Below are 17,458 nucleotides of genomic sequence, written 5' to 3'. Positions count from 1 at the left end.
GTATAAAAATACAATTGACAGTATAAATATACGTATGTTTTAATCGATTTATTCTTTTAAGGAGGTTCGACAGATGATTACTTGTGGAATCGTCGGTGTCACGGGATACGCCGGGATGGAGTTGTTGAAGCTCATCGGGAAACATCCCGAGTTCACGCTCGTCCGGGCGATGAGCGATTCGAGCGCCGGATTGACGCTTGCCGAATTGTATCCGTGGTTAGAAATCGATCACTTGACGCTCGAACCGTTCCGGGTGGACGCGCTAGATGACATAGACATCCTGTTTTTGGCGACACCGAGCGGAGTGTCGGCGCAATATGTGGCGCTGTTGACGGAATATGAAGGGGTCGTCATCGATTTGAGCGGTGACTTACGCCTGCCGGCATCGAGTTACGAGGCGTGGTACGGCAAGCCGGCTGTGCCGGCGTCACTGCAAGCGCAGGCGGTATACGGATTGACGGAATGGCGTCGAGACGCTGTAAAGTCGGCCGATTGGATTGCCAATCCTGGATGCTACGCGACGGCGGTCGCTCTCGGTTTGCTCCCGTTCGTGAATGGTGACTGGATTGATCCCAATCACATCATCGTCTCGGCCTGCTCTGGCATCACCGGCGCTGGGAAAGGGCTCAGCACCAAAACACACCATGCCCGTTCCAACGAAAACGTGCAACTTTATAAAATTCATACGCATCAACACATCCCGGAGATTGAACAGACGCTCCAAGCAGTGAGCGGAAAGCAAGTGACCGTGTCGCTATCGACTCATCTGTTGCCCATCAATCGAGGCATCATGGCCACGATGAGCGTCGTGCCAACAATCGAACAAAGTGAAGCAGATTGGGTGAACGTGTTGCGACAGGCGTACGCCGACGAACCGTTTATTCGCGTACAACAAGGTGAACCAGAGATTCGAACGGCCGTCGGGTCGAACTATTGCGACCTTTGGGTGTATGCCGACCAACGAACGAATCGATTAACTATCATCTCGGTGATCGACAACATGCAAAAAGGTGCGGCCGGACAAGCGATTCAAAACGCCAATGTTCGCTTTGGTTTAAACGAGACAGCCGGGTTGCAGGGACAGCCCCAATATATATAAGGAGGTCAAACGGATGATTGAAACAACGATTAGCCCTGTCGTCCACGTCGTCACACCGAAAGGGTTTCAAGCGTGCGGGGTTCACGCCGGACTAAAGCGGAAGCGTAAGGATTTAGCCCTGCTCGTCTGTGAGCAAGCAGCAAGTGCAGCCGCCGTGTATACGACGAATCAATTTCAAGCAGCCCCGATCCAAGTGACGAAAGAGACGCTACATGCGTCGAGTGGGAAAATTCGCGCCGTCTTAATTAATAGTGGGAACGCCAATGCCTGCACCGGGCCTCAAGGCCTTGATGATGCCTATACGATGCGCGACAAAGCGGCCGAGCATATCGGAGTGAAGCCGGAAGAGGTGGCCATCGCCTCGACGGGTGTCATCGGTCAATTGTTGCCGATGGAGACGTTATTGAATGGGATTGACCTGCTCGAACCAATCCATCATGAATCGGGAGCAGAGGCATTCGCGGAAGCGATTTTAACGACCGATACAGGGACAAAATGTACAGGGGTCAAGTACGCCGAAGGAGAAGCTGTCGTGACGATCGCAGGCGTCGCCAAAGGCTCGGGCATGATTCATCCGAACATGGCGACGATGCTCGGCTTCATCACGACGGATGCCGTCATCGCGCCAGCTGTGTTACAACGAGCGTTGAAGCAGAGCGTGGACGCCTCGTTCAACAGCATCACCGTCGACGGGGACAGCTCAACGAACGATATGGTGCTCGCCTTGGCGAGCGGGCTGACCGAGATGGACGAGATCATCGAAGGGACACTCGCCTATGACCGTTTCCTTCAAGCGTTGACGGACGTATGCACAGATCTTGCCAAAGCGATTGCCCGTGACGGGGAAGGGGCGACGAAACTGATTGAAGTCGAGGTCATCGGGGCGAAGACAGATGAGGCGGCTCGGATGATCGCAAAACAAGTCGTCGGGTCTTCACTCGTGAAGACGGCAGTCTACGGACAAGATGCGAACTGGGGACGTATCATCGCCGCCATCGGTGCCACCGAGCAGCCAATCGATGTGAATCACGTCGATATCCGGATCGGGTCACAGCACGTTCTCATGGAAAGTGCGCCGGTCTGGTTCGATGAGACGCTCGCGACAGAAGAGATGGGGCAAGACATCGTGCCGATTCAGATTCGGTTACAAGACGGGATCGGACAAGGACAGGCGTATGGATGCGATTTGACGTACGACTACGTCAAAATCAATGCGAGTTACCGGACATGAAGCAACGGAAGGTTGTCAAACTCGGAGGGAGCGTTTGGGACACGCTCCACCCAAGCTATTTCAAAGAGTGGGAGGCGTGGCTCGAGGCGGGACATGAACTCGTGCTCGTTCATGGGGGTGGCCCCGCCTTATCGGCCTATTGCGCGCATCAACAAATCGAACCTGTGTTTCAAAACGGTCGTCGTGTCACGACCGCCGACGTGTTGACCGGGGCCGAACGCGTGCTCGCGGGCGAGATGCAGACAGAAATCGTCGCAGCCCTCGGTCGTCATCACATTCAAGCGGTCGGTCTCTCGGGTGTGGACGGACAGACGATGACGGGACGACAACTCGCGGCACTCGGAGCGGTCGGCGAAGTCGAACGCATCGAAACCGATTTGTTCGAGTTATTGCTCGCAGGGCGCTACGTGCCCGTCGTGACGTCGTTACTACACAGTACAGAAAGCACGTTGAACTGTAACGGGGACGATTGTGCGATCGCCGTCGCCGTCGCGCTTCAAGCCGACTGCTTCGAAATGATCACTGACGTCCCAGGCATTCAGATTGACGGGACGTTCCGTCGAACGCTCACGCGTGAAGACATCCAGACGGCCATCGCCACAGGGGATATTTATGGGGGGATGATCCCGAAGACCGAAGCGCTATTGGCTGCTTTGACAGGAGGAATCGATGCCGCCGTCATCCGTGACGGCAAGGACCCGGATCATCCCGGGACAATATTACAGGAGGTGCACCATGCATTCACTACTACCGACATACGGACAACGAGTTATTGAAATCGAACAGGCGAGCGGGTCGTACGTGACCGACACCGCAGGGAAAAGGTACCTCGACTTTGTCATGGGCATCGCCGTCTGCGGGACGGGCCATCGTCATCCGCACGTGAGCCAAGCGCTCGAGACGCAGCTGCAAAAAGTGTGGCACACGTCGAATTTATACAACATCAGCGGGCAGGCGCGTGTCGCCGAAAAACTCGTGTCGGGGACGCACTTGACGCATGCGTTCTTCTGTAACAGCGGGACCGAGGCGAACGAAGGGGCGTTCAAATTAATTCGGAAATGGACGAACAAGACGAAAATCGTGACGTTCACGAAATCGTTCCACGGTCGCTCGTTCGCCATGCTCGGGGCGACGGGACAAGACAAGGTCAAAGCCGGATTCGGCCCGATGGTGTCTGATTTTGTACACGCACCGTTCAACGACATGGACGCACTCGACATGATCGATGATGAGACGGCTGCGGTCTGGCTCGAAATCGTCCAAGGCGAGGGCGGGGTCGTCGTCGCTGACACAGCATGGCTCGAAGCGCTTCAAGCGAAAGCGACCGAGCATGGTGTCAAAATCGTCGTTGATGAGGTGCAGACCGGGATTGCCCGCACAGGTACCCGCTTCGCGTTCGAACAGACACCGCTCCAACCGGACGTCGTCACGCTCGCGAAAGGGCTCGGCAGCGGCTTCCCTGTCGGAGCGATTTTGACAGTTCCTGGAGCTGAACAGGTTTTCACCGCTGGCAGTCACGGTTCGACGTTCGGCGGCAATCCGCTCGCGATGGCCGCGGCTGAAGCGACGCTCGACATCTTGTTCGAGGCGGATGCACTCGCCCACGTCCATGCGATGGGCGCGCGATTACGAGCGGGTTTGGAACAATTTGTCGACGGAGAGACGTTCATCGAAGTCCGAGGGCTAGGATTGATGCTTGGGCTCGTCGCGACGAAACCGGTCGCGTCGTGGATCGAACAGTTAAGGGAGACTGGCCTCTTGGTCGTTGCGGCAGGTCCGGACGTGATTCGCTTCTTGCCGTCTTTACTGCTCACGGAAGAGGAAGTGGATGAGGCGCTCGCGATGATTGGACATGTGATGATAAAGGAGATGGTGTCATGACGGGGACGGTGACGTTACAAAGTGGTCAACAGTTCGATGGGACGTGGGAGACGAGTGCACGCTTCGCGAAAGGTGAAGTCGTGTTCTTTACAGGAATGACCGGTTACCAGGAAGTGTTGACCGATCCGTCGTACGCCGGGCAAATCGTCGCGTTCACATATCCGCTCATCGGGCAATATGGATTGACCGAGGGGGCATCCGAAAGTGCGGACATTCAAGTGGCGGGCGTGCTTGTTCAGACGTTAGCTGGAAACGGGGCGGCAACTGACTTGAAGGATTGGCTGGAGCAGTCCGGTGTGCCGGTACTGTCTGACGTCGACACGCGCTCGCTCGTCCATGCCCTCCGTGAACACGGCGATCAATGGGGGATGATGACATCCGATCTGGATGCATCGTTTGATGGAGATCTTCATCAAATCACAGAGACGGTTTCGACCCCAGAGTATGTGCGTCACGGAGACGGGACGAACGGACACATCGTCTGCCTTGATTTCGGCGTGAAGACGTCGATGGTTCAGGCGATGGTCGAACGCGGTTACACAGTGACCGTCGTACCGTTCGATACGACGGCCGCCCAAGTCCATGAGCTCGCGCCGACTGGCATTCTCGTGTCGAACGGTCCGGGCGACCCGCGTGATTTGGTCGACTACCTCGACAATGTGCGCGAAGTGGCACTGGCGTATCCGACACTCGGCATTTGTATGGGCCATCAATTGCTCGCGCTCGCGTTCGGGTGTGAGATTGAAAAACAGACGTACGGCCACCGTGGGTCCAATCATCCGGTCCGAAACGTCCAGACGGGGGAAGTGTGGATGACGTCCCAAAACCACGGGTACGTCGTCACACGAGACAGTTTGGAAGCGACGCCGCTCGAACTATTGTTTGAGAACGTGAACGATTTATCGGTCGAAGGGACGTTGCACCGCACAGTCCCGATTCTGACGGCCCAGTTCCATCCGGAGGCCAGTCCGGGACCGAAGGAAGCACAAGCCATCTTTGACCGCTTCGACGAAATGATTCAGCAAGGGGTGAACGTCTATGCATAAAAAAGTACTCGTCATCGGCTCCGGTCCAATCATCATCGGACAAGCGGCCGAGTTTGATTATTCGGGCACACAGGCGTGCCAAGCACTCCGGGAAGCGGGCTGTGAGGTCGTACTCTTCAACTCGAACCCGGCCACGATTATGACCGATCCGGGTATAGCCGATCACACGTACATCGAAGCGATGACGCTTGAGAAGGCCGAATGGATTATCCAGACAGAACGCCCGACCCACTTGCTCGCCACGGTCGGCGGGCAGACCGCCCTCAACTTGGCGCTTGCTTTGGACGAGGCCGGCGTGCTCGGTCAATACGGCATCAACCTTCTCGGTACGTCGCTTGAGACGATCCGTGACGGGGAAGACCGCGAACGGTTCAAGCAGAAGATGAACGAACTCGGGGAACCGCTCCCGATCAGCACGACGATTGAATCGATCGACGCCCTGGATCACTTCATTTCCGAGACTGGTGTGCCGCTCATCGTTCGTCCAGCGTTCACGCTCGGCGGTACCGGCGGTGGAATTGCGGAGACGGTGGACGCTGCGTATACGCTCGCGAAGCGTGGTCTCGAAGCGAGTCCGATCTCGCAATGTTTAATCGAGCAGAGCATCGCCGGCTATAAAGAGTTCGAATATGAGGTCATGCGTGACGCCAACGGGACGTGCATCATCGTCTGCAATATGGAAAACATCGACCCGGTCGGCGTCCATACGGGTGATTCGGTCGTGTTCGCCCCGGCCCAAACGTTATCGGATGCGATGCATCAGACGTTACGGAGTGCTTCGTTCCGAATCGTCTCGGCACTCGGTGTCGTCGGCGGGTGTAACATCCAGTTCGCTGTCCATCCGACGGAAGACGCTTATTACGTGATTGAAGTGAACCCGCGTGTCTCACGTAGCTCCGCGCTCGCCTCGAAAGCGACCGGGTATCCGATTGCGAAGATTGCCACCCGCCTTGCCCTCGGGGAACGGCTCGACGATTGCATCAATCCCGTCACGAACGGGACGATGGCGAGCTTCGAACCGGCCCTCGATTATGTGACGGCGAAAGTGCCAACGTTCCCGTTCGACTTGTTCAATGGGACGGACCGGACGCTTGGGCCGCAGATGAAAGCGACCGGGGAGAGCATGGCGATGGGCAAAACGCTCGAAGAAGCGCTTCAGAAAGCGTGGCGTGGTGCCGGCGTCGAGCAACGTCCGCTCTATCCGAGTTGGATGGCGACAGCTGATGCCGCCGCGCTATACGCTGAAATTTCGGCACCGACCGATCGTCGTCTTCTAGCGTGCCTCGCGCTACTCGACCGGGGAATCGCCACGGCGTCACAACTTGAAGCAATGACCGGCATCGCCCCGCACTTCATGACGATGTTCGAACGTCTCGTGACGACAATCAAGATGGACCTGTCGACGAAAGGGAACTTGCTACAAGCGAAACGGTTCGGTTTCACCGACGCTCAGATTGCCCAGCAGATGAACGTCACGGCCGACGCGGTCGCAGCGATGCGGATCGAACACGACATCACGCCGGTCTATCAGATGATTGACACGTGTGCCGCCGAGTTCGAGAGCCGCACCCCGTACTTTTACGGGACGTGGCACGGGACGTCTGAAGTCGTGCCGGGCGAGCGTCCAAAAGTCGCCATTATCGGGTCGGGACCGATTCGGATCGGGCAAGGCATCGAGTTCGACTATAGTTCGGTGCACGCCGTCTGGGCGCTTCAAAAGCTTGGGGTCGAGACGATCATGATCAACAACAACCCGGAGACGGTGTCGACCGATTTTACGGTCGCCGACAAATTGTATGTCGAACCGTTGACGATTGAAGATGTCGTGCATGTGTTGGAGGCAGAAGGCTGTCAGGACGTCTTGATCCAGTTCGGCGGCCAGACCGGCATCTCACTCGCCCATGCACTAGAAACCAAAGGCTATCACTTGCTCGGGGCGACGGCAGACGTCATCGATCAAATGGAGGATCGGGATCGGTTCTATCAATTCCTCGACGAAATCGGGGTGGCCCACATCCCTGGCGAAGAGGTCAGATCAGTTGATGATTTGACGTCTGCGATCCATCGCCTCGGCTATCCGTGTGTCGTCCGTCCTTCCTACGTTATCGGTGGAAAAGGGATGTATATCATCCGGACCGCGGCAGATTTACACCAAATTGAGCCGCAATTGACTTATCCGCTCCTCGTCGATGCGTATGTCGAAGGACGCGAGCTTGAAGTCGATTGTGTGACAGACGGAAAGACCGTCTACGTCCCGGCCTTGCTCGAACAGATTGAGGCAGCCGGTGTCCATTCGGGCGATTCGACGATGATTCTGCCGCCAGTAAAAACGTCATTCGCGCAACAAACGAAGATTGAAGCCATCGTTCAAACGATTGGTCAAGCGCTCGCCTATAAGGGGGCGCTCAACATCCAATTCGTCTTGAAAGGTGACATCATTTATGTGCTCGAAATCAATCCTCGTGCATCTCGGACCGTCCCGATCGTCAGCAAAGTGACGGGCGAACCGCTCATCGAATGGGCGACGCTCGCTGCGGTCGGCCAGGAGTTGGCAACCATCGTCCCAGACGTACGTCCGGTATGGAGTGGCTATGCCATCAAGACGCCAGTGTTCTCGAGTTTGAAATTACCGGGCGTCGACCCGCTCACTGGACCCGTCATGCGCTCGACCGGAGAAACGCTTCAATTCAGTATGACCCCGTACGTGTCCGAACGGTTCTGTTATGATGCGACGACGACACGCGTCATGAATCGGACTGAGATTGTAGCCGGACAAGGTTGGTCGTCATATAGTGATCAAGCGCTCGATGAGACGACCGAGTTCCAGAACGTGTCGGTCCTATTCTCGAACGTACCAGAAGAACAAACGGCACGTGAGGCGGCGGTCCGGAACGGCGTCCACGTCATCTCAGAGATTCATCTAGCCGATTACTATCAACAAGCGATGCAAGCGGAACCGATGTCGGTCCGTTCACTTCAAACGATGCAGACAGGAGAGGGACTACCATTATGACGACGCAAACAATCAACCATCTACTGACACTCGAGGAACTGACTCCGTCCACCCTCGACGACTTGCTCGGACTCGCGGCCGAGGTGAAACGAAAGCCGGAAGCGTTCCAATCCGCACTCGCCGGCAAGAAAGTGGCGCTCTTGTTCGAAAAGGCATCAACCCGGACCCGGATGTCGTTCGAGGTCGGGGTCGTCGAACTCGGCGGTTACCCGTTGTTCTTGAGCAGCAGTGATTTACAGATTGGACGCGGAGAACCGTTGACGGACACGATTCAAGTCATGAGCCGCTATGTCGACGCGCTCATGATCCGGACATACGCCCATGAGACGGTCGAGACGCTCGCTTCGGCAGGCTCGATTCCAATCATCAACGGATTGACCGATTCCCATCACCCGTGCCAAGTGCTCGCCGACTTGTTGACGGTCGAAGAAGTGTTCGGCACGAGAACAGGGAAGACGTTGACGTACATCGGCGACGGGAACAACATGGCCCATTCGCTCATGATCGGCGGCGCGCTCAGTGGGATGCACATCCGCATCGCCTCGCCAGAAGCGTATACGGTTGAGACCGACATTTTCGAACGGGCGAATGAACTCGCGGCAACGACAGGAGGCAGTGTCACCTTGTGGCAAGACCCGGTCGCTGCGGCTAAGGGAGCTGACGTCGTCTACACAGACGTGTTCGCGAGTATGGGGCAAGAAGCGGAAGCGACGGAACGGTTGACGCAGTTCGCGGCGTTCCAAGTCGATGCTTCGCTCATGCAGCATGCAAAGTCAGATGCGATTTTCCTGCACTGCCTCCCGGCTCATCGCGGCGAAGAAGTGACGGCCGACGTCATCGATGGCCCGCAATCGGTCGTGTTCGATCAAGCCGAGAATCGCTTACACGCGCAAAAGGCACTTATGCTCACCTTGCTTGCCTAAACAAAAGAGAGGATTCGCCGCTTTGGCGAATCCTCTCTTTTTACTCTCATAGGAAGCGGGCGAACAGACCGAACACGGCCAGTCCGACGATGACGTAGAAAATCCATTTGCCTTCACCTGTATGGATGATTGGCGGCGAATACTTACGTGGCTTGTACTTCCCGTAACGGAGCGGGCGCGAATAGGGCACCGCGAACCGGGAGAGCGGGATCGCGAGCACAAATCCGGCCAGGAAGCCGTACACATGTCCCCACAGCGATACGTTCGCCCCGATGAGCGTGAACACGGCGCTGATGGCGACGAAGATATAGACGAGTCGAGCATCTTGGCTATAGATGAGCGTTCGGCGGAACCGACCGATGTACACGTAGAAGCCAAAAATCGCTAAAATCGCACCGGACGCACCGGCTTGCAGATAAAATAGTTCACTCACTGTGAAGAACGTGAGCAGGTTGGCAAGCACACCGGCCACGATATAGAACACGGCGAATTTGATGTGACCGACCATGCGTTCCATCGCAGGTCCGAAGATGATCAAAGCGAACGAGTTGAACAACAAATGACCGAGGCCTAAGTGGATGAAGTTGGCCGTCAAGAGACGGTACCACTCCCCTTGGGCAAGCGCGAGATGGAATGACCCGCCGAGTGCGACGATTCGGAGGCCAGGGACCAAAGAATCGATGACAAACACGAGCAGTTGGATTACAATGAACAGCGTTACGAGCGGATACGCTCGGACGAACGTTTGAACATTCTCAGTACGACTAAACATAGCATCACCTCTTTCTTTAATTGTATAAGGAAATGAGTGAAAAAGGAAAGGAGCGAGTGTCCTGTGATTGTGGGAATCGGAATCGATATTGTCGAGCTCGTGCGGGTTGCCCGCTCGAGCAAAAATGAGCGTTTCGTCACGCGTCTGTTGACCGAAGCCGAACGGGCGCTCGCGGACGCATACCCGGAACAGCGCCGCGTCGAATTCATCGCCGGACGATTCGCGGCGAAAGAAGCGTACGCCAAAGCGGTCGGGACCGGGATTGCCCGTGGCCTGTCGTGGCAACAAATCGAAATCTTACCGGATGAGACCGGGCGACCGCATATGACGGCGCCGTTCTCAGGCCGAATTCATATAAGTATCAGCCATAGCGAGCAATACGCCGTGGCACAAGTCATCATTGAAGAGGAGGATCACGATGTTTCGTCCAAGTTGGATTGAAATTGATCGGGCGGCGATCAAGCATAACGTAATCGAAATCAAAAAACGGATCCCGCAAGCGCTCATGGCCGTCGTCAAAGCCAACGCTTACGGACATGGTGCTGTCGAAGTGGCGAAGATCGCGCTCGAGAACGGAGCGACGATGCTCGGTGTGGCTTTGCTCGAGGAAGCCATCGAGCTCCGAGAGGCCGGGATTAAAGCGCCGATTCTCGTCATGGAAGCCCAGTTCCCAGAATATGCGGGCGTCGCAGCCGAGCACGATGTGACATTGTCTGTCTTTTCGGCCGACTGGTTACGTGAGGCGCGCACGCATCTATCTGACCGTCCGCTCACCGTTCATGTGAAAGTCGACACCGGGATGGGACGCCTCGGTCTGCGGACCCGGGCTGAACTTGATGCGCTTCTCGAGGCGGCCGATGACCGCTTCGTCGTGGAAGGCATCTATACTCATTTCGCGACGGCGGATGAGCCGGACAGCCAGCTGTATTATGAGCAACAGGAGAGGTTCCGTCAGTTGATGGACGGACTCCACTCACGTTTCCGCTACATCCATACGTCAAACTCGGCCGGGGCGATCCGTATGGCCGGGGAAGATGTGCCGTACAACTTGGTACGGGTCGGAATTGCGATCTATGGTCTCTACCCGTCTGCTGAGATGGCTTCTTTCTATACATTCCTTCGTCCTGCCTTCACCTTGAAGAGCAAGCTCATGCAGGTGAAGCAACTCGAAGCCGGACAGACGATCAGTTACGGGGCGACGTATACGACGACTGAAGATGAGTGGATCGGTACCGTGCCGGTCGGATATGCCGACGGCTGGATTCGTAAAGCGAGCGGCTTCGAAGTCGACGTCAATGGAGAGCGCTGTCCAATCGTCGGTCGTGTCTGTATGGATCGCTTCATGGTAAGGCTTCCTAACGAGCTGCCGGTCGGGACGACCGTCACGCTCATCGGCGGACCGGTCGCGATTGACGAACTGGCCACGCAACTCGAGACGATCAATTATGAAGTCGTCTGTCAATTGACGAGCCGTCTTCCACGACGTTATGTGTAAAGCGGAAACCGTGTGAAATTATCTGAATTCTTTTAGGAATTCTCTATATTTTCCCAAACTCGCGTGTTATATTGGTAAAGAACGCGGGAAGATTTCCGCCAGTCATTGAAACGATTCTGGAGGTGTAAGATGTTGAAACAGCGAACTGCGGGTGCTTTAGCGTCCGTTCCAGATCGGTTCTCGCAGCATGTGGGTCCGATTTCGATGAAAGACCGTGAATCATTGTCATTGAACGATGTAGTGACGTACTTGTCCAAAGAAATTGCTGATCGACAACAAACACTGCGCGAAGAATTGGCGAAAGGCTATCAAGAGATGGCCGCGTTTAATTTGAATATGGCAGAAGAGATGCTGATGATTGAGACGGAAGCCGAACATGCTCTCTTACGTCAAGTAAGCGGGGTGTGAGCGGAGTGATCGTAAAGCGTGGTGACGTGTTTTATGCGAATCTGTCGCCCGTAGTCGGTTCAGAGCAAGGTGGAGTTCGTCCGGTTCTCGTCATTCAAAACGATATCGGCAATCGCTTTAGCCCGACCGTCATTGTCGCTGCGATTACGGCTCAGATCCAAAAAGCAAAACTGCCGACTCATGTAGAGGTATATCAAGTCAAACATGGTCTCGAACGAGATTCCGTGATTTTGCTTGAACAGATTCGAACGATTGATAAGCGTCGTCTGACGGATAAAGTCACTCATCTCGATGATGAGACGATGCACAAAGTTGACCGAGCGCTAGAGATTAGTCTGGGATTAATCCCTCTCTAGCTTACATATAAAAAAACCGATACATGGGTATCGGTTTTTTTTCAAAAAAATCTTTAAAAGTAGTTTAGAATTCTGTAAAACGGGAATTTAGTTTAATCGTACTCAGTTTTTCTGTACGCACATTAGGAGGGAATATACGATGGATTTAGCGATTCGCGAGCAAGTCATTGGAGAACAATTACACCTTTACGTATCCGGAGAAGTGGATACATATACCGCACCAAAATTGAAGGAAGTCTTGCACCCGGCCATTACGGAACAAGATGTTACCGTTCATTTGGATGAAGTGGATTATATGGATTCAACTGGTCTCGGCGTATTTGTCGGTGCCCTTAAAATAGCTAAACGTAATGAGAAAGAGTTGTCGCTCGTCGGCGTGACCGACCGCGTCAATCGTCTCTTTGAATTGACAGGACTGCACAAGTTGCTTTCAATCAATACAAACGTAAGAGGTGGCACGCAATGAGTAACATCGAACAGACGGTGATGACGTTCCCGGCCAAACCGGAGTATGTCGGTGTGGTCCGTTTAGTCGTCTCAGGAATCGCTAACCGTATGGGATACACGTACGACGAGATCGAAGATATTAAAATCGCGGTCTCGGAAGCCTGTGGCAATGCTGTTCAACATGCTTATGAAGACCAAGAAGGTGAAGTGAAACTCACGTGTGGCGTCCATGACGATCGTCTCGAAATGACTATCGAGGACTCTGGCAAAACGTTTGCCGACGACGTGAAACGCCAAGCGGCGCCAGTCGAAGAGACGGCTGAAATCGAATCGCTTCACGAAGGGGGACTCGGTCTTTTCCTCATTGAAGCCTTAATGGATGACGTCTCGATCAACAAGGACAATGGTGTCAAGGTGACGATGACGAAACTCCTTAATAGGGACGAGGTGGATCAGAGTGCCAGCAAAATCTCAACAACGCCATCACAGTGATGATGAAGTATTAGAGTGGATTGAGCGTTATCAACAGGACGATCAAAATGAAGAAGTCCAGATGCTCCTCATTAACCGATACTCGGACCTCGTTGAGGCACTTGCACGAAAGTTTTCACGCGGCCGTGCCATCCATGACGACCTCGTTCAAGTCGGTATGATCGGACTTCTCGCTGCCCTTCGTCGTTTCGACCCTGAGTTTGGACGCAGTTTCGAATCGTTTGCCGTTCCGACGATCATCGGTGAAATCAAGCGTTTCATCCGTGACAAGACGTGGAGCGTCCACGTTCCACGCCGGATTAAAGAGCTTGGACCGAAAATCAAGAAGACGGTCGAAGAATTGACGACCGAACTGCAACGTTCGCCACGCATCGATGAGATTGCGGATCACCTCGGCGTTTCTGACGAAGAGATTCTCGAGACGCTCGAGATGGGTAAGAGTTATCAAGCCCTCTCTGTCGATAGTTCAATCGAAGCGGACAACGAAGGTTCGACCGTCACACTTCTCGACCTCGTCGGGAGCCAAGAACGTGGCTACGAGTCGGTCGACCAGCGCCTCATTCTTGAAAAAGCGTTCAGTGTGCTGAATGAACGAGAACAGGCAATCTTAGAATGTGCTTATTATAAAAACATGAGCCAAAAAGAGACGGGTGAACTCCTCGGAATTTCACAGATGCACGTATCGCGCTTGCAACGACGTGCACTCGAGAAATTGCGTGAAGCCATCAAAGTCCCGCTCAATGAAGTATTCTCGAACGATGACTAAACGGTCATCGTTTTTTTGTCGTCCGCGCGTGAGTTTGCTACACTTCTAGAGAGAAGAGAAAAGGAAGTGATTCGATTGATTACGAAAGTTGCCAAAGAGTTGAAGTTGAAGACGAGTCAAGTTGAGACGGTGCAACAGCTCGCCGCAGACGGAGCGACGATTCCGTTTATGGCCCGGTATCGTAAAGAAATGACCGGTAATCTCGATGAAGTGGAGATCAAAGCGATTCTCGACGCCTTACAATATGAAGAGAGTTTGCAGAAGCGTAAGTCGGATGTCCTCGCCAAACTCGAAGAGCTCGAGAAAGCGACACCGGAATTAGCGCGGGCGCTAGAAGCGGCGACGACCCTGCAACAAGTCGATGACATTTACCTTCCTTATCGTCCGAAGCGACGTACGAAAGCTGAACAAGGACGGGAAAAAGGGTTGCAAGCCCTCGCCGACTGGTATCGTCAACCGACACCCTATTCACTGAAAGAAGCGGAGTCGTTCGCGGGTGACCTTTCGCTAGAAGAAGCACTTCCGTTCGTGCAATCGATCATCGGGGAGGAGTGGGGCGAAGTGGCGACACTTCGACAATCACTTCGAACGCGAGTCCGAAAAGAGGCGCTCCTTCGTTCACAGAAGAAGAAACAGGCAGAAGACGAGAAAGAAGTGTTCGCCCAGTATTATGAATATGAAGAAAAAATCGCGGGAATTGTTCCGCACCGCATCCTCGCATTGAATCGAGGAGAGCGCACGGATGTGTTGCAAGTGAAGGTCGTCTTCGACGAAGCGGGCTTCATGCGCCAAGCGCTCGCCAAGTTTGACCGTTTGCCGACGGAAAAACGTGAACTCGTCACGCTCGCCGTGAAGGACGCGTTCAAGAAGTCAGTATTCCCGGCCATCGAACGCGAGATTCGTAGCGAGTTGACCGAGACGGCCGAAGAACAGGCAATCGATGTGTTCTCGAAAAACTTGAAGCAGCTCTACATGCAGCCACCGCTTCGCGAAGTCGTCGTCCTCGGGATTGACCCGGCTTACCGTACAGGATGTAAATGGGCGGTCGTCAATGAGATTGGAAAAGTCGAAGAGGTCGGTGTCTTCTATCCGACCGCACCGAAACACGATGTTGCCGGTTCGGAGAAAGTGTTGTCATCGCTCGTGAAACGTTATCCGGTTTCAGTCATTGTCATCGGAAACGGGACCGCTTCACGTGAGACGGAGCAGTTCGTCTCGAACTGGCTGAAGAAAGCTGAACGAGAGATTGCCTACGCTATCGTCAACGAGGCGGGGGCGAGTGTCTACTCGGCGTCAGAGATCGCCCGGTCTGAATTCCCGGAATTGAAAGTGGAGGAACGTTCGGCTGTCTCGATCGCGCGACGCATTCAAGATGCGATGGCTGAACTTGTTAAAGTCGACCCGCAGTCTGTCGGGGTCGGACAGTATCAGCACGATGTCAGTCAGAACAAGCTGAAGGGATCGCTCGAGTTTGTCGTCGAAAGTGTCGTCAACATGGTTGGGGTCGATGTGAACCGGGCTTCCGAATCACTGTTGACATACGTATCCGGGTTGAATAAGACGACGGCTAAAAACATTGTCGCGTATCGGGATGAGTTCGGGCGCTTTGATACACGAAAAGAGATCAAGAAAGTACCGCGTCTTGGAGCCAAGGCGTATGAGCAAGCGGCCGGCTTTTTACGAATCACAAACGGGAGTGATGTACTCGACCAAACCGAGATTCATCCGGAGAGCTATAAGTTGACGCTCTCTCTATTGAAGGAACTCGGTGTTTCGAAGCAAGCGGTCGGTACAGCTGAACTGCGAGATCGATTGAAGACGGTCGACGCCAAAGCGCTGAGCGAGAAAATGGACGCCGGATTGCCGACAGTCGAAGATATCTTGAAGTCGCTCGCAAAACCAGGACGTGATCCGCGCGAAGATATTCAAAAGCCGTTACTTCGGACAGACGTCATGAACTTAGAAGACCTTCAAGTCGGTATGGAGTTCCAAGGGACGGTACGGAACGTCATCGACTTCGGGGCGTTCATCGATATCGGAGTGAAGCAAGATGGGCTCGTCCATATTTCGAAGTTGTCGAATCGCTACGTCAAACATCCGCTCGATGTCGTCGCGGTCGGCGATATTGTCACCGTATGGATCGAACAAGTCGATGCCAATCGTGGCAGAATCAGTCTCACGATGCTTGAACCACGCGCTTAAATAAGAAGAAACTAGCATCGAGCAAAATGTTTTTCATTTTGCTCGATTTTTTTATGAAAAAGTGTTGACGGTCTTTTCTACCCGTGCTATCTTATAGAAGTCGCCGAGAGACGGCATGGAATATTAAAGCTTTTCTAAAAAAGTGATTGACAGGTTTCTGGTTTGCGGTTACAATTTAAATCGTTACTTCGATAAATTCAAGCAACGTTCCGCAATAGCTCAGTGGTAGAGCAACCGGCTGTTAACCGGTAGGTCGTAGGTTCAAATCCTACTTGCGGAGCCATTTTATTTTGGAGACGTACCCAAGAGGCTATAAGGGGCTCCCCTGCTAAGGGAGTAGGCTGGGAAACCGGTGCGAGGGTTCGAATCCCTCCGTCTCCGCCACTTAATTTTTAGAAAACACACACATCTGGCCCGTTGGTCAAGCGGTTAAGACACCGCCCTTTCACGGCGGTAACACGGGTTCGAATCCCGTACGGGTCACCATCATATGGAGGATTAGCTCAGCTGGGAGAGCACCTGCCTTACAAGCAGGGGGTCGGCGGTTCGATCCCGTCATCCTCCACCATTTCAAATTTAAGCACGTATAACGGTCTTGTGGTGTAGGGGTTAACATGCCTGCCTGTCACGCAGGAGATCGCGGGTTCAAATCCCGTCAAGACCGCCATTTACGTTGGGCCGTAGCCAAGTGGTAAGGCATCGGATTTTGATTCCGACATGCGAAGGTTCGATCCCTTCCGGCCCAGCTTATAATTTGAGTCATTAGCTCAGTTGGTAGAGCATCTGACTTTTAATCAGAGGGTCGCAGGTTCGAGCCCTGCATGACTCACCATTTTTATTCCCTCGTAACACCTTAATACGCTGCGGTCGTGGCGGAATCGGTAGACGCGCTAGGTTGAGGGCCTAGTGGTGGTTAACACCGTGGAGGTTCAAGTCCTCTCGACCGCACCAATATGCACCCTTAGCTCAGCTGGATAGAGCGTTAGACTACGAATCTAAAGGCCGGGAGTTCGAATCTCTCAGGGTGCACCATTTTCATTATGGGCCTATAGCTCAGCCGGTTAGAGCGCACGCCTGATAAGCGTGAGGTCGGTGGTTCGAGTCCACTTAGGCCCACCATTTAAACTGACGAACTTTGAAAACTGAACGATGAGGCAAAAAATGTTTTACAATTTTTGAATGAAGCGCAAGCTTCGTCATTTTTAAAGAGCTATATCAAATTCTTTGGAGAGTTTGATCCTGGCTCAGGACGAACGCTGGCGGCGTGCCTAATACATGCAAGTCGAGCGCAGGAAATCATCTGAACCCTTCGGGGGGACGTTGATGG

General features: G+C 53.9%; 16 protein-coding genes, 10 tRNA genes and 1 rRNA gene. 26 read left to right on the top strand and 1 reads right to left on the bottom strand.

Annotated features, from left to right (window positions below):
* The first annotated feature begins 73 nt into the window (after window positions 1–73).
* From argC to argF, 7 genes are read left to right on the top strand one after another with little or no spacing between them, the layout of a single operon-like run.
* Window positions 74–1,099: an N-acetyl-gamma-glutamyl-phosphate reductase gene (gene argC / locus EVJ34_RS10925; protein WP_131485651.1), complete on the top strand. Its 1,026-nt coding sequence runs from the start codon at window positions 74–76 to the stop codon at window positions 1,097–1,099.
* Window positions 1,100–1,112: 13 nt separating this feature from the next.
* Window positions 1,113–2,330, top strand: coding sequence for a bifunctional glutamate N-acetyltransferase/amino-acid acetyltransferase ArgJ (gene argJ, locus EVJ34_RS10920; protein WP_131485650.1), 1,218 nt, complete (start codon window positions 1,113–1,115; stop codon window positions 2,328–2,330).
* A complete protein-coding gene (argB, locus tag EVJ34_RS10915) occupies window positions 2,327–3,106 on the top strand; it encodes an acetylglutamate kinase (protein ID WP_131485649.1) in 780 nt (259 codons plus the stop codon). The genes argJ and argB overlap by 4 nt, the downstream gene beginning before the upstream one ends.
* Window positions 3,066–4,211, top strand: coding sequence for an aspartate aminotransferase family protein (locus EVJ34_RS10910; RefSeq protein ID WP_131485648.1), 1,146 nt, complete (start codon window positions 3,066–3,068; stop codon window positions 4,209–4,211). The genes argB and EVJ34_RS10910 overlap by 41 nt, the downstream gene beginning before the upstream one ends.
* Window positions 4,208–5,257, top strand: coding sequence for a carbamoyl phosphate synthase small subunit (locus tag EVJ34_RS10905; RefSeq protein ID WP_131434805.1), 1,050 nt, complete (start codon window positions 4,208–4,210; stop codon window positions 5,255–5,257). Before EVJ34_RS10910 ends, EVJ34_RS10905 begins: the two co-directional genes overlap by 4 nt.
* The gene (gene carB / locus EVJ34_RS10900) at window positions 5,250–8,270 is read left to right on the top strand and encodes a carbamoyl-phosphate synthase (glutamine-hydrolyzing) large subunit (protein ID WP_131485647.1); all 3,021 of its coding nucleotides are present in this window, start codon (window positions 5,250–5,252) and stop codon (window positions 8,268–8,270) included. The genes EVJ34_RS10905 and carB overlap by 8 nt, the downstream gene beginning before the upstream one ends.
* Window positions 8,267–9,193, top strand: coding sequence for an ornithine carbamoyltransferase (argF, locus tag EVJ34_RS10895; RefSeq protein WP_131485646.1), 927 nt, complete (start codon window positions 8,267–8,269; stop codon window positions 9,191–9,193). Before carB ends, argF begins: the two co-directional genes overlap by 4 nt.
* Before the next feature lie 46 nt (window positions 9,194–9,239).
* Here the strand turns inward: argF and EVJ34_RS10890 are convergent, their stop codons facing one another.
* Window positions 9,240–9,965, bottom strand: coding sequence for a rhomboid family intramembrane serine protease (locus EVJ34_RS10890; RefSeq protein ID WP_131485645.1), 726 nt, complete (start codon window positions 9,963–9,965; stop codon window positions 9,240–9,242).
* Between the two features lie 63 nt (window positions 9,966–10,028).
* On the opposite strand from EVJ34_RS10890, the gene acpS reads away from it, so the two are divergent.
* The 19 genes from acpS to EVJ34_RS10795 form a co-directional block, all read left to right on the top strand.
* The gene (gene acpS / locus EVJ34_RS10885; RefSeq protein WP_131485644.1) at window positions 10,029–10,406 is read left to right on the top strand and encodes a holo-ACP synthase; all 378 of its coding nucleotides are present in this window, start codon (window positions 10,029–10,031) and stop codon (window positions 10,404–10,406) included.
* Complete coding sequence (gene alr, locus EVJ34_RS10880) at window positions 10,384–11,460, top strand: alanine racemase (RefSeq protein WP_131434814.1); 1,077 nt, start codon at window positions 10,384–10,386, stop codon at window positions 11,458–11,460. Before acpS ends, alr begins: the two co-directional genes overlap by 23 nt.
* A 129-nt stretch (window positions 11,461–11,589) precedes the next feature.
* Window positions 11,590–11,868 carry a hypothetical protein gene (locus EVJ34_RS10875; RefSeq protein WP_114164815.1) on the top strand — a complete coding sequence of 93 codons (279 nt, stop codon included), beginning with the start codon at window positions 11,590–11,592 and terminating at the stop codon, window positions 11,866–11,868.
* Between the two features lie 5 nt (window positions 11,869–11,873).
* A complete protein-coding gene (locus EVJ34_RS10870) occupies window positions 11,874–12,224 on the top strand; it encodes a type II toxin-antitoxin system PemK/MazF family toxin (RefSeq protein ID WP_029596222.1) in 351 nt (116 codons plus the stop codon).
* A gap of 139 nt (window positions 12,225–12,363) precedes the next feature.
* Entirely contained in the window at window positions 12,364–12,690 is a 327-nt protein-coding gene (locus EVJ34_RS10865; RefSeq protein WP_021068183.1) for an STAS domain-containing protein, read from the top strand.
* Window positions 12,687–13,163 carry an anti-sigma B factor RsbW gene (gene rsbW, locus EVJ34_RS10860; protein WP_131434816.1) on the top strand — a complete coding sequence of 159 codons (477 nt, stop codon included), beginning with the start codon at window positions 12,687–12,689 and terminating at the stop codon, window positions 13,161–13,163. Before EVJ34_RS10865 ends, rsbW begins: the two co-directional genes overlap by 4 nt.
* Entirely contained in the window at window positions 13,129–13,929 is an 801-nt protein-coding gene (gene sigB, locus EVJ34_RS10855) for an RNA polymerase sigma factor SigB (protein WP_021068185.1), read from the top strand. The genes rsbW and sigB overlap by 35 nt, the downstream gene beginning before the upstream one ends.
* 66 nt (window positions 13,930–13,995) lie before the next feature.
* Complete coding sequence (locus EVJ34_RS10850; protein WP_483297326.1) at window positions 13,996–16,131, top strand: Tex family protein; 2,136 nt, start codon at window positions 13,996–13,998, stop codon at window positions 16,129–16,131.
* Window positions 16,132–16,339: 208 nt separating this feature from the next.
* Window positions 16,340–16,414 (top strand) — tRNA-Asn (locus EVJ34_RS10845).
* Between the two features lie 9 nt (window positions 16,415–16,423).
* A tRNA-Ser gene (locus tag EVJ34_RS10840) sits at window positions 16,424–16,515 on the top strand.
* A 27-nt stretch (window positions 16,516–16,542) separates the two neighbouring features.
* Window positions 16,543–16,617: transfer RNA gene (locus EVJ34_RS10835), tRNA-Glu, on the top strand.
* 6 nt (window positions 16,618–16,623) lie between these two features.
* Window positions 16,624–16,699 (top strand) — tRNA-Val (locus tag EVJ34_RS10830).
* Between the two features lie 23 nt (window positions 16,700–16,722).
* Window positions 16,723–16,798, top strand: a tRNA-Asp gene (locus EVJ34_RS10825).
* A gap of 7 nt (window positions 16,799–16,805) precedes the next feature.
* A tRNA-Gln gene (locus EVJ34_RS10820) sits at window positions 16,806–16,877 on the top strand.
* A 10-nt stretch (window positions 16,878–16,887) separates the two neighbouring features.
* Window positions 16,888–16,963 (top strand) — tRNA-Lys (locus EVJ34_RS10815).
* A gap of 31 nt (window positions 16,964–16,994) precedes the next feature.
* A tRNA-Leu gene (locus EVJ34_RS10810) sits at window positions 16,995–17,082 on the top strand.
* A 4-nt stretch (window positions 17,083–17,086) separates the two neighbouring features.
* Window positions 17,087–17,163, top strand: a tRNA-Arg gene (locus tag EVJ34_RS10805).
* Between the two features lie 10 nt (window positions 17,164–17,173).
* Window positions 17,174–17,250: transfer RNA gene (locus EVJ34_RS10800), tRNA-Ile, on the top strand.
* Window positions 17,251–17,352: 102 nt separating this feature from the next.
* Window positions 17,353–17,458: ribosomal RNA gene (locus EVJ34_RS10795) — 16S ribosomal RNA — on the top strand; the annotation flags it as partial.

Source organism: Exiguobacterium sp. SL-9, from assembly GCF_004336985.1.
GTDB lineage: Bacteria > Bacillota > Bacilli > Exiguobacteriales > Exiguobacteriaceae > Exiguobacterium.
The sequence above is the reverse complement of the archived record's forward strand: the minus strand, read 5'-3'. Positions and strand labels throughout refer to the sequence as shown.

Coding starts and splice junctions, on each gene's coding strand:
- argC (WP_131485651.1), top strand. CDS start 74: ATGATTACTTGTGGAATCGTCGGTGTCACGGGATACGCCGGGATGGAG.
- argJ (WP_131485650.1), top strand. CDS start 1,113: ATGATTGAAACAACGATTAGCCCTGTCGTCCACGTCGTCACACCGAAA.
- argB (WP_131485649.1), top strand. CDS start 2,327: ATGAAGCAACGGAAGGTTGTCAAACTCGGAGGGAGCGTTTGGGACACG.
- EVJ34_RS10910 (WP_131485648.1), top strand. CDS start 3,066: ATGCATTCACTACTACCGACATACGGACAACGAGTTATTGAAATCGAA.
- EVJ34_RS10905 (WP_131434805.1), top strand. CDS start 4,208: ATGACGGGGACGGTGACGTTACAAAGTGGTCAACAGTTCGATGGGACG.
- carB (WP_131485647.1), top strand. CDS start 5,250: ATGCATAAAAAAGTACTCGTCATCGGCTCCGGTCCAATCATCATCGGA.
- argF (WP_131485646.1), top strand. CDS start 8,267: ATGACGACGCAAACAATCAACCATCTACTGACACTCGAGGAACTGACT.
- EVJ34_RS10890 (WP_131485645.1), bottom strand. CDS start 9,965: ATGTTTAGTCGTACTGAGAATGTTCAAACGTTCGTCCGAGCGTATCCG.
- alr (WP_131434814.1), top strand. CDS start 10,384: ATGTTTCGTCCAAGTTGGATTGAAATTGATCGGGCGGCGATCAAGCAT.
- EVJ34_RS10875 (WP_114164815.1), top strand. CDS start 11,590: ATGTTGAAACAGCGAACTGCGGGTGCTTTAGCGTCCGTTCCAGATCGG.
- EVJ34_RS10865 (WP_021068183.1), top strand. CDS start 12,364: ATGGATTTAGCGATTCGCGAGCAAGTCATTGGAGAACAATTACACCTT.
- rsbW (WP_131434816.1), top strand. CDS start 12,687: ATGAGTAACATCGAACAGACGGTGATGACGTTCCCGGCCAAACCGGAG.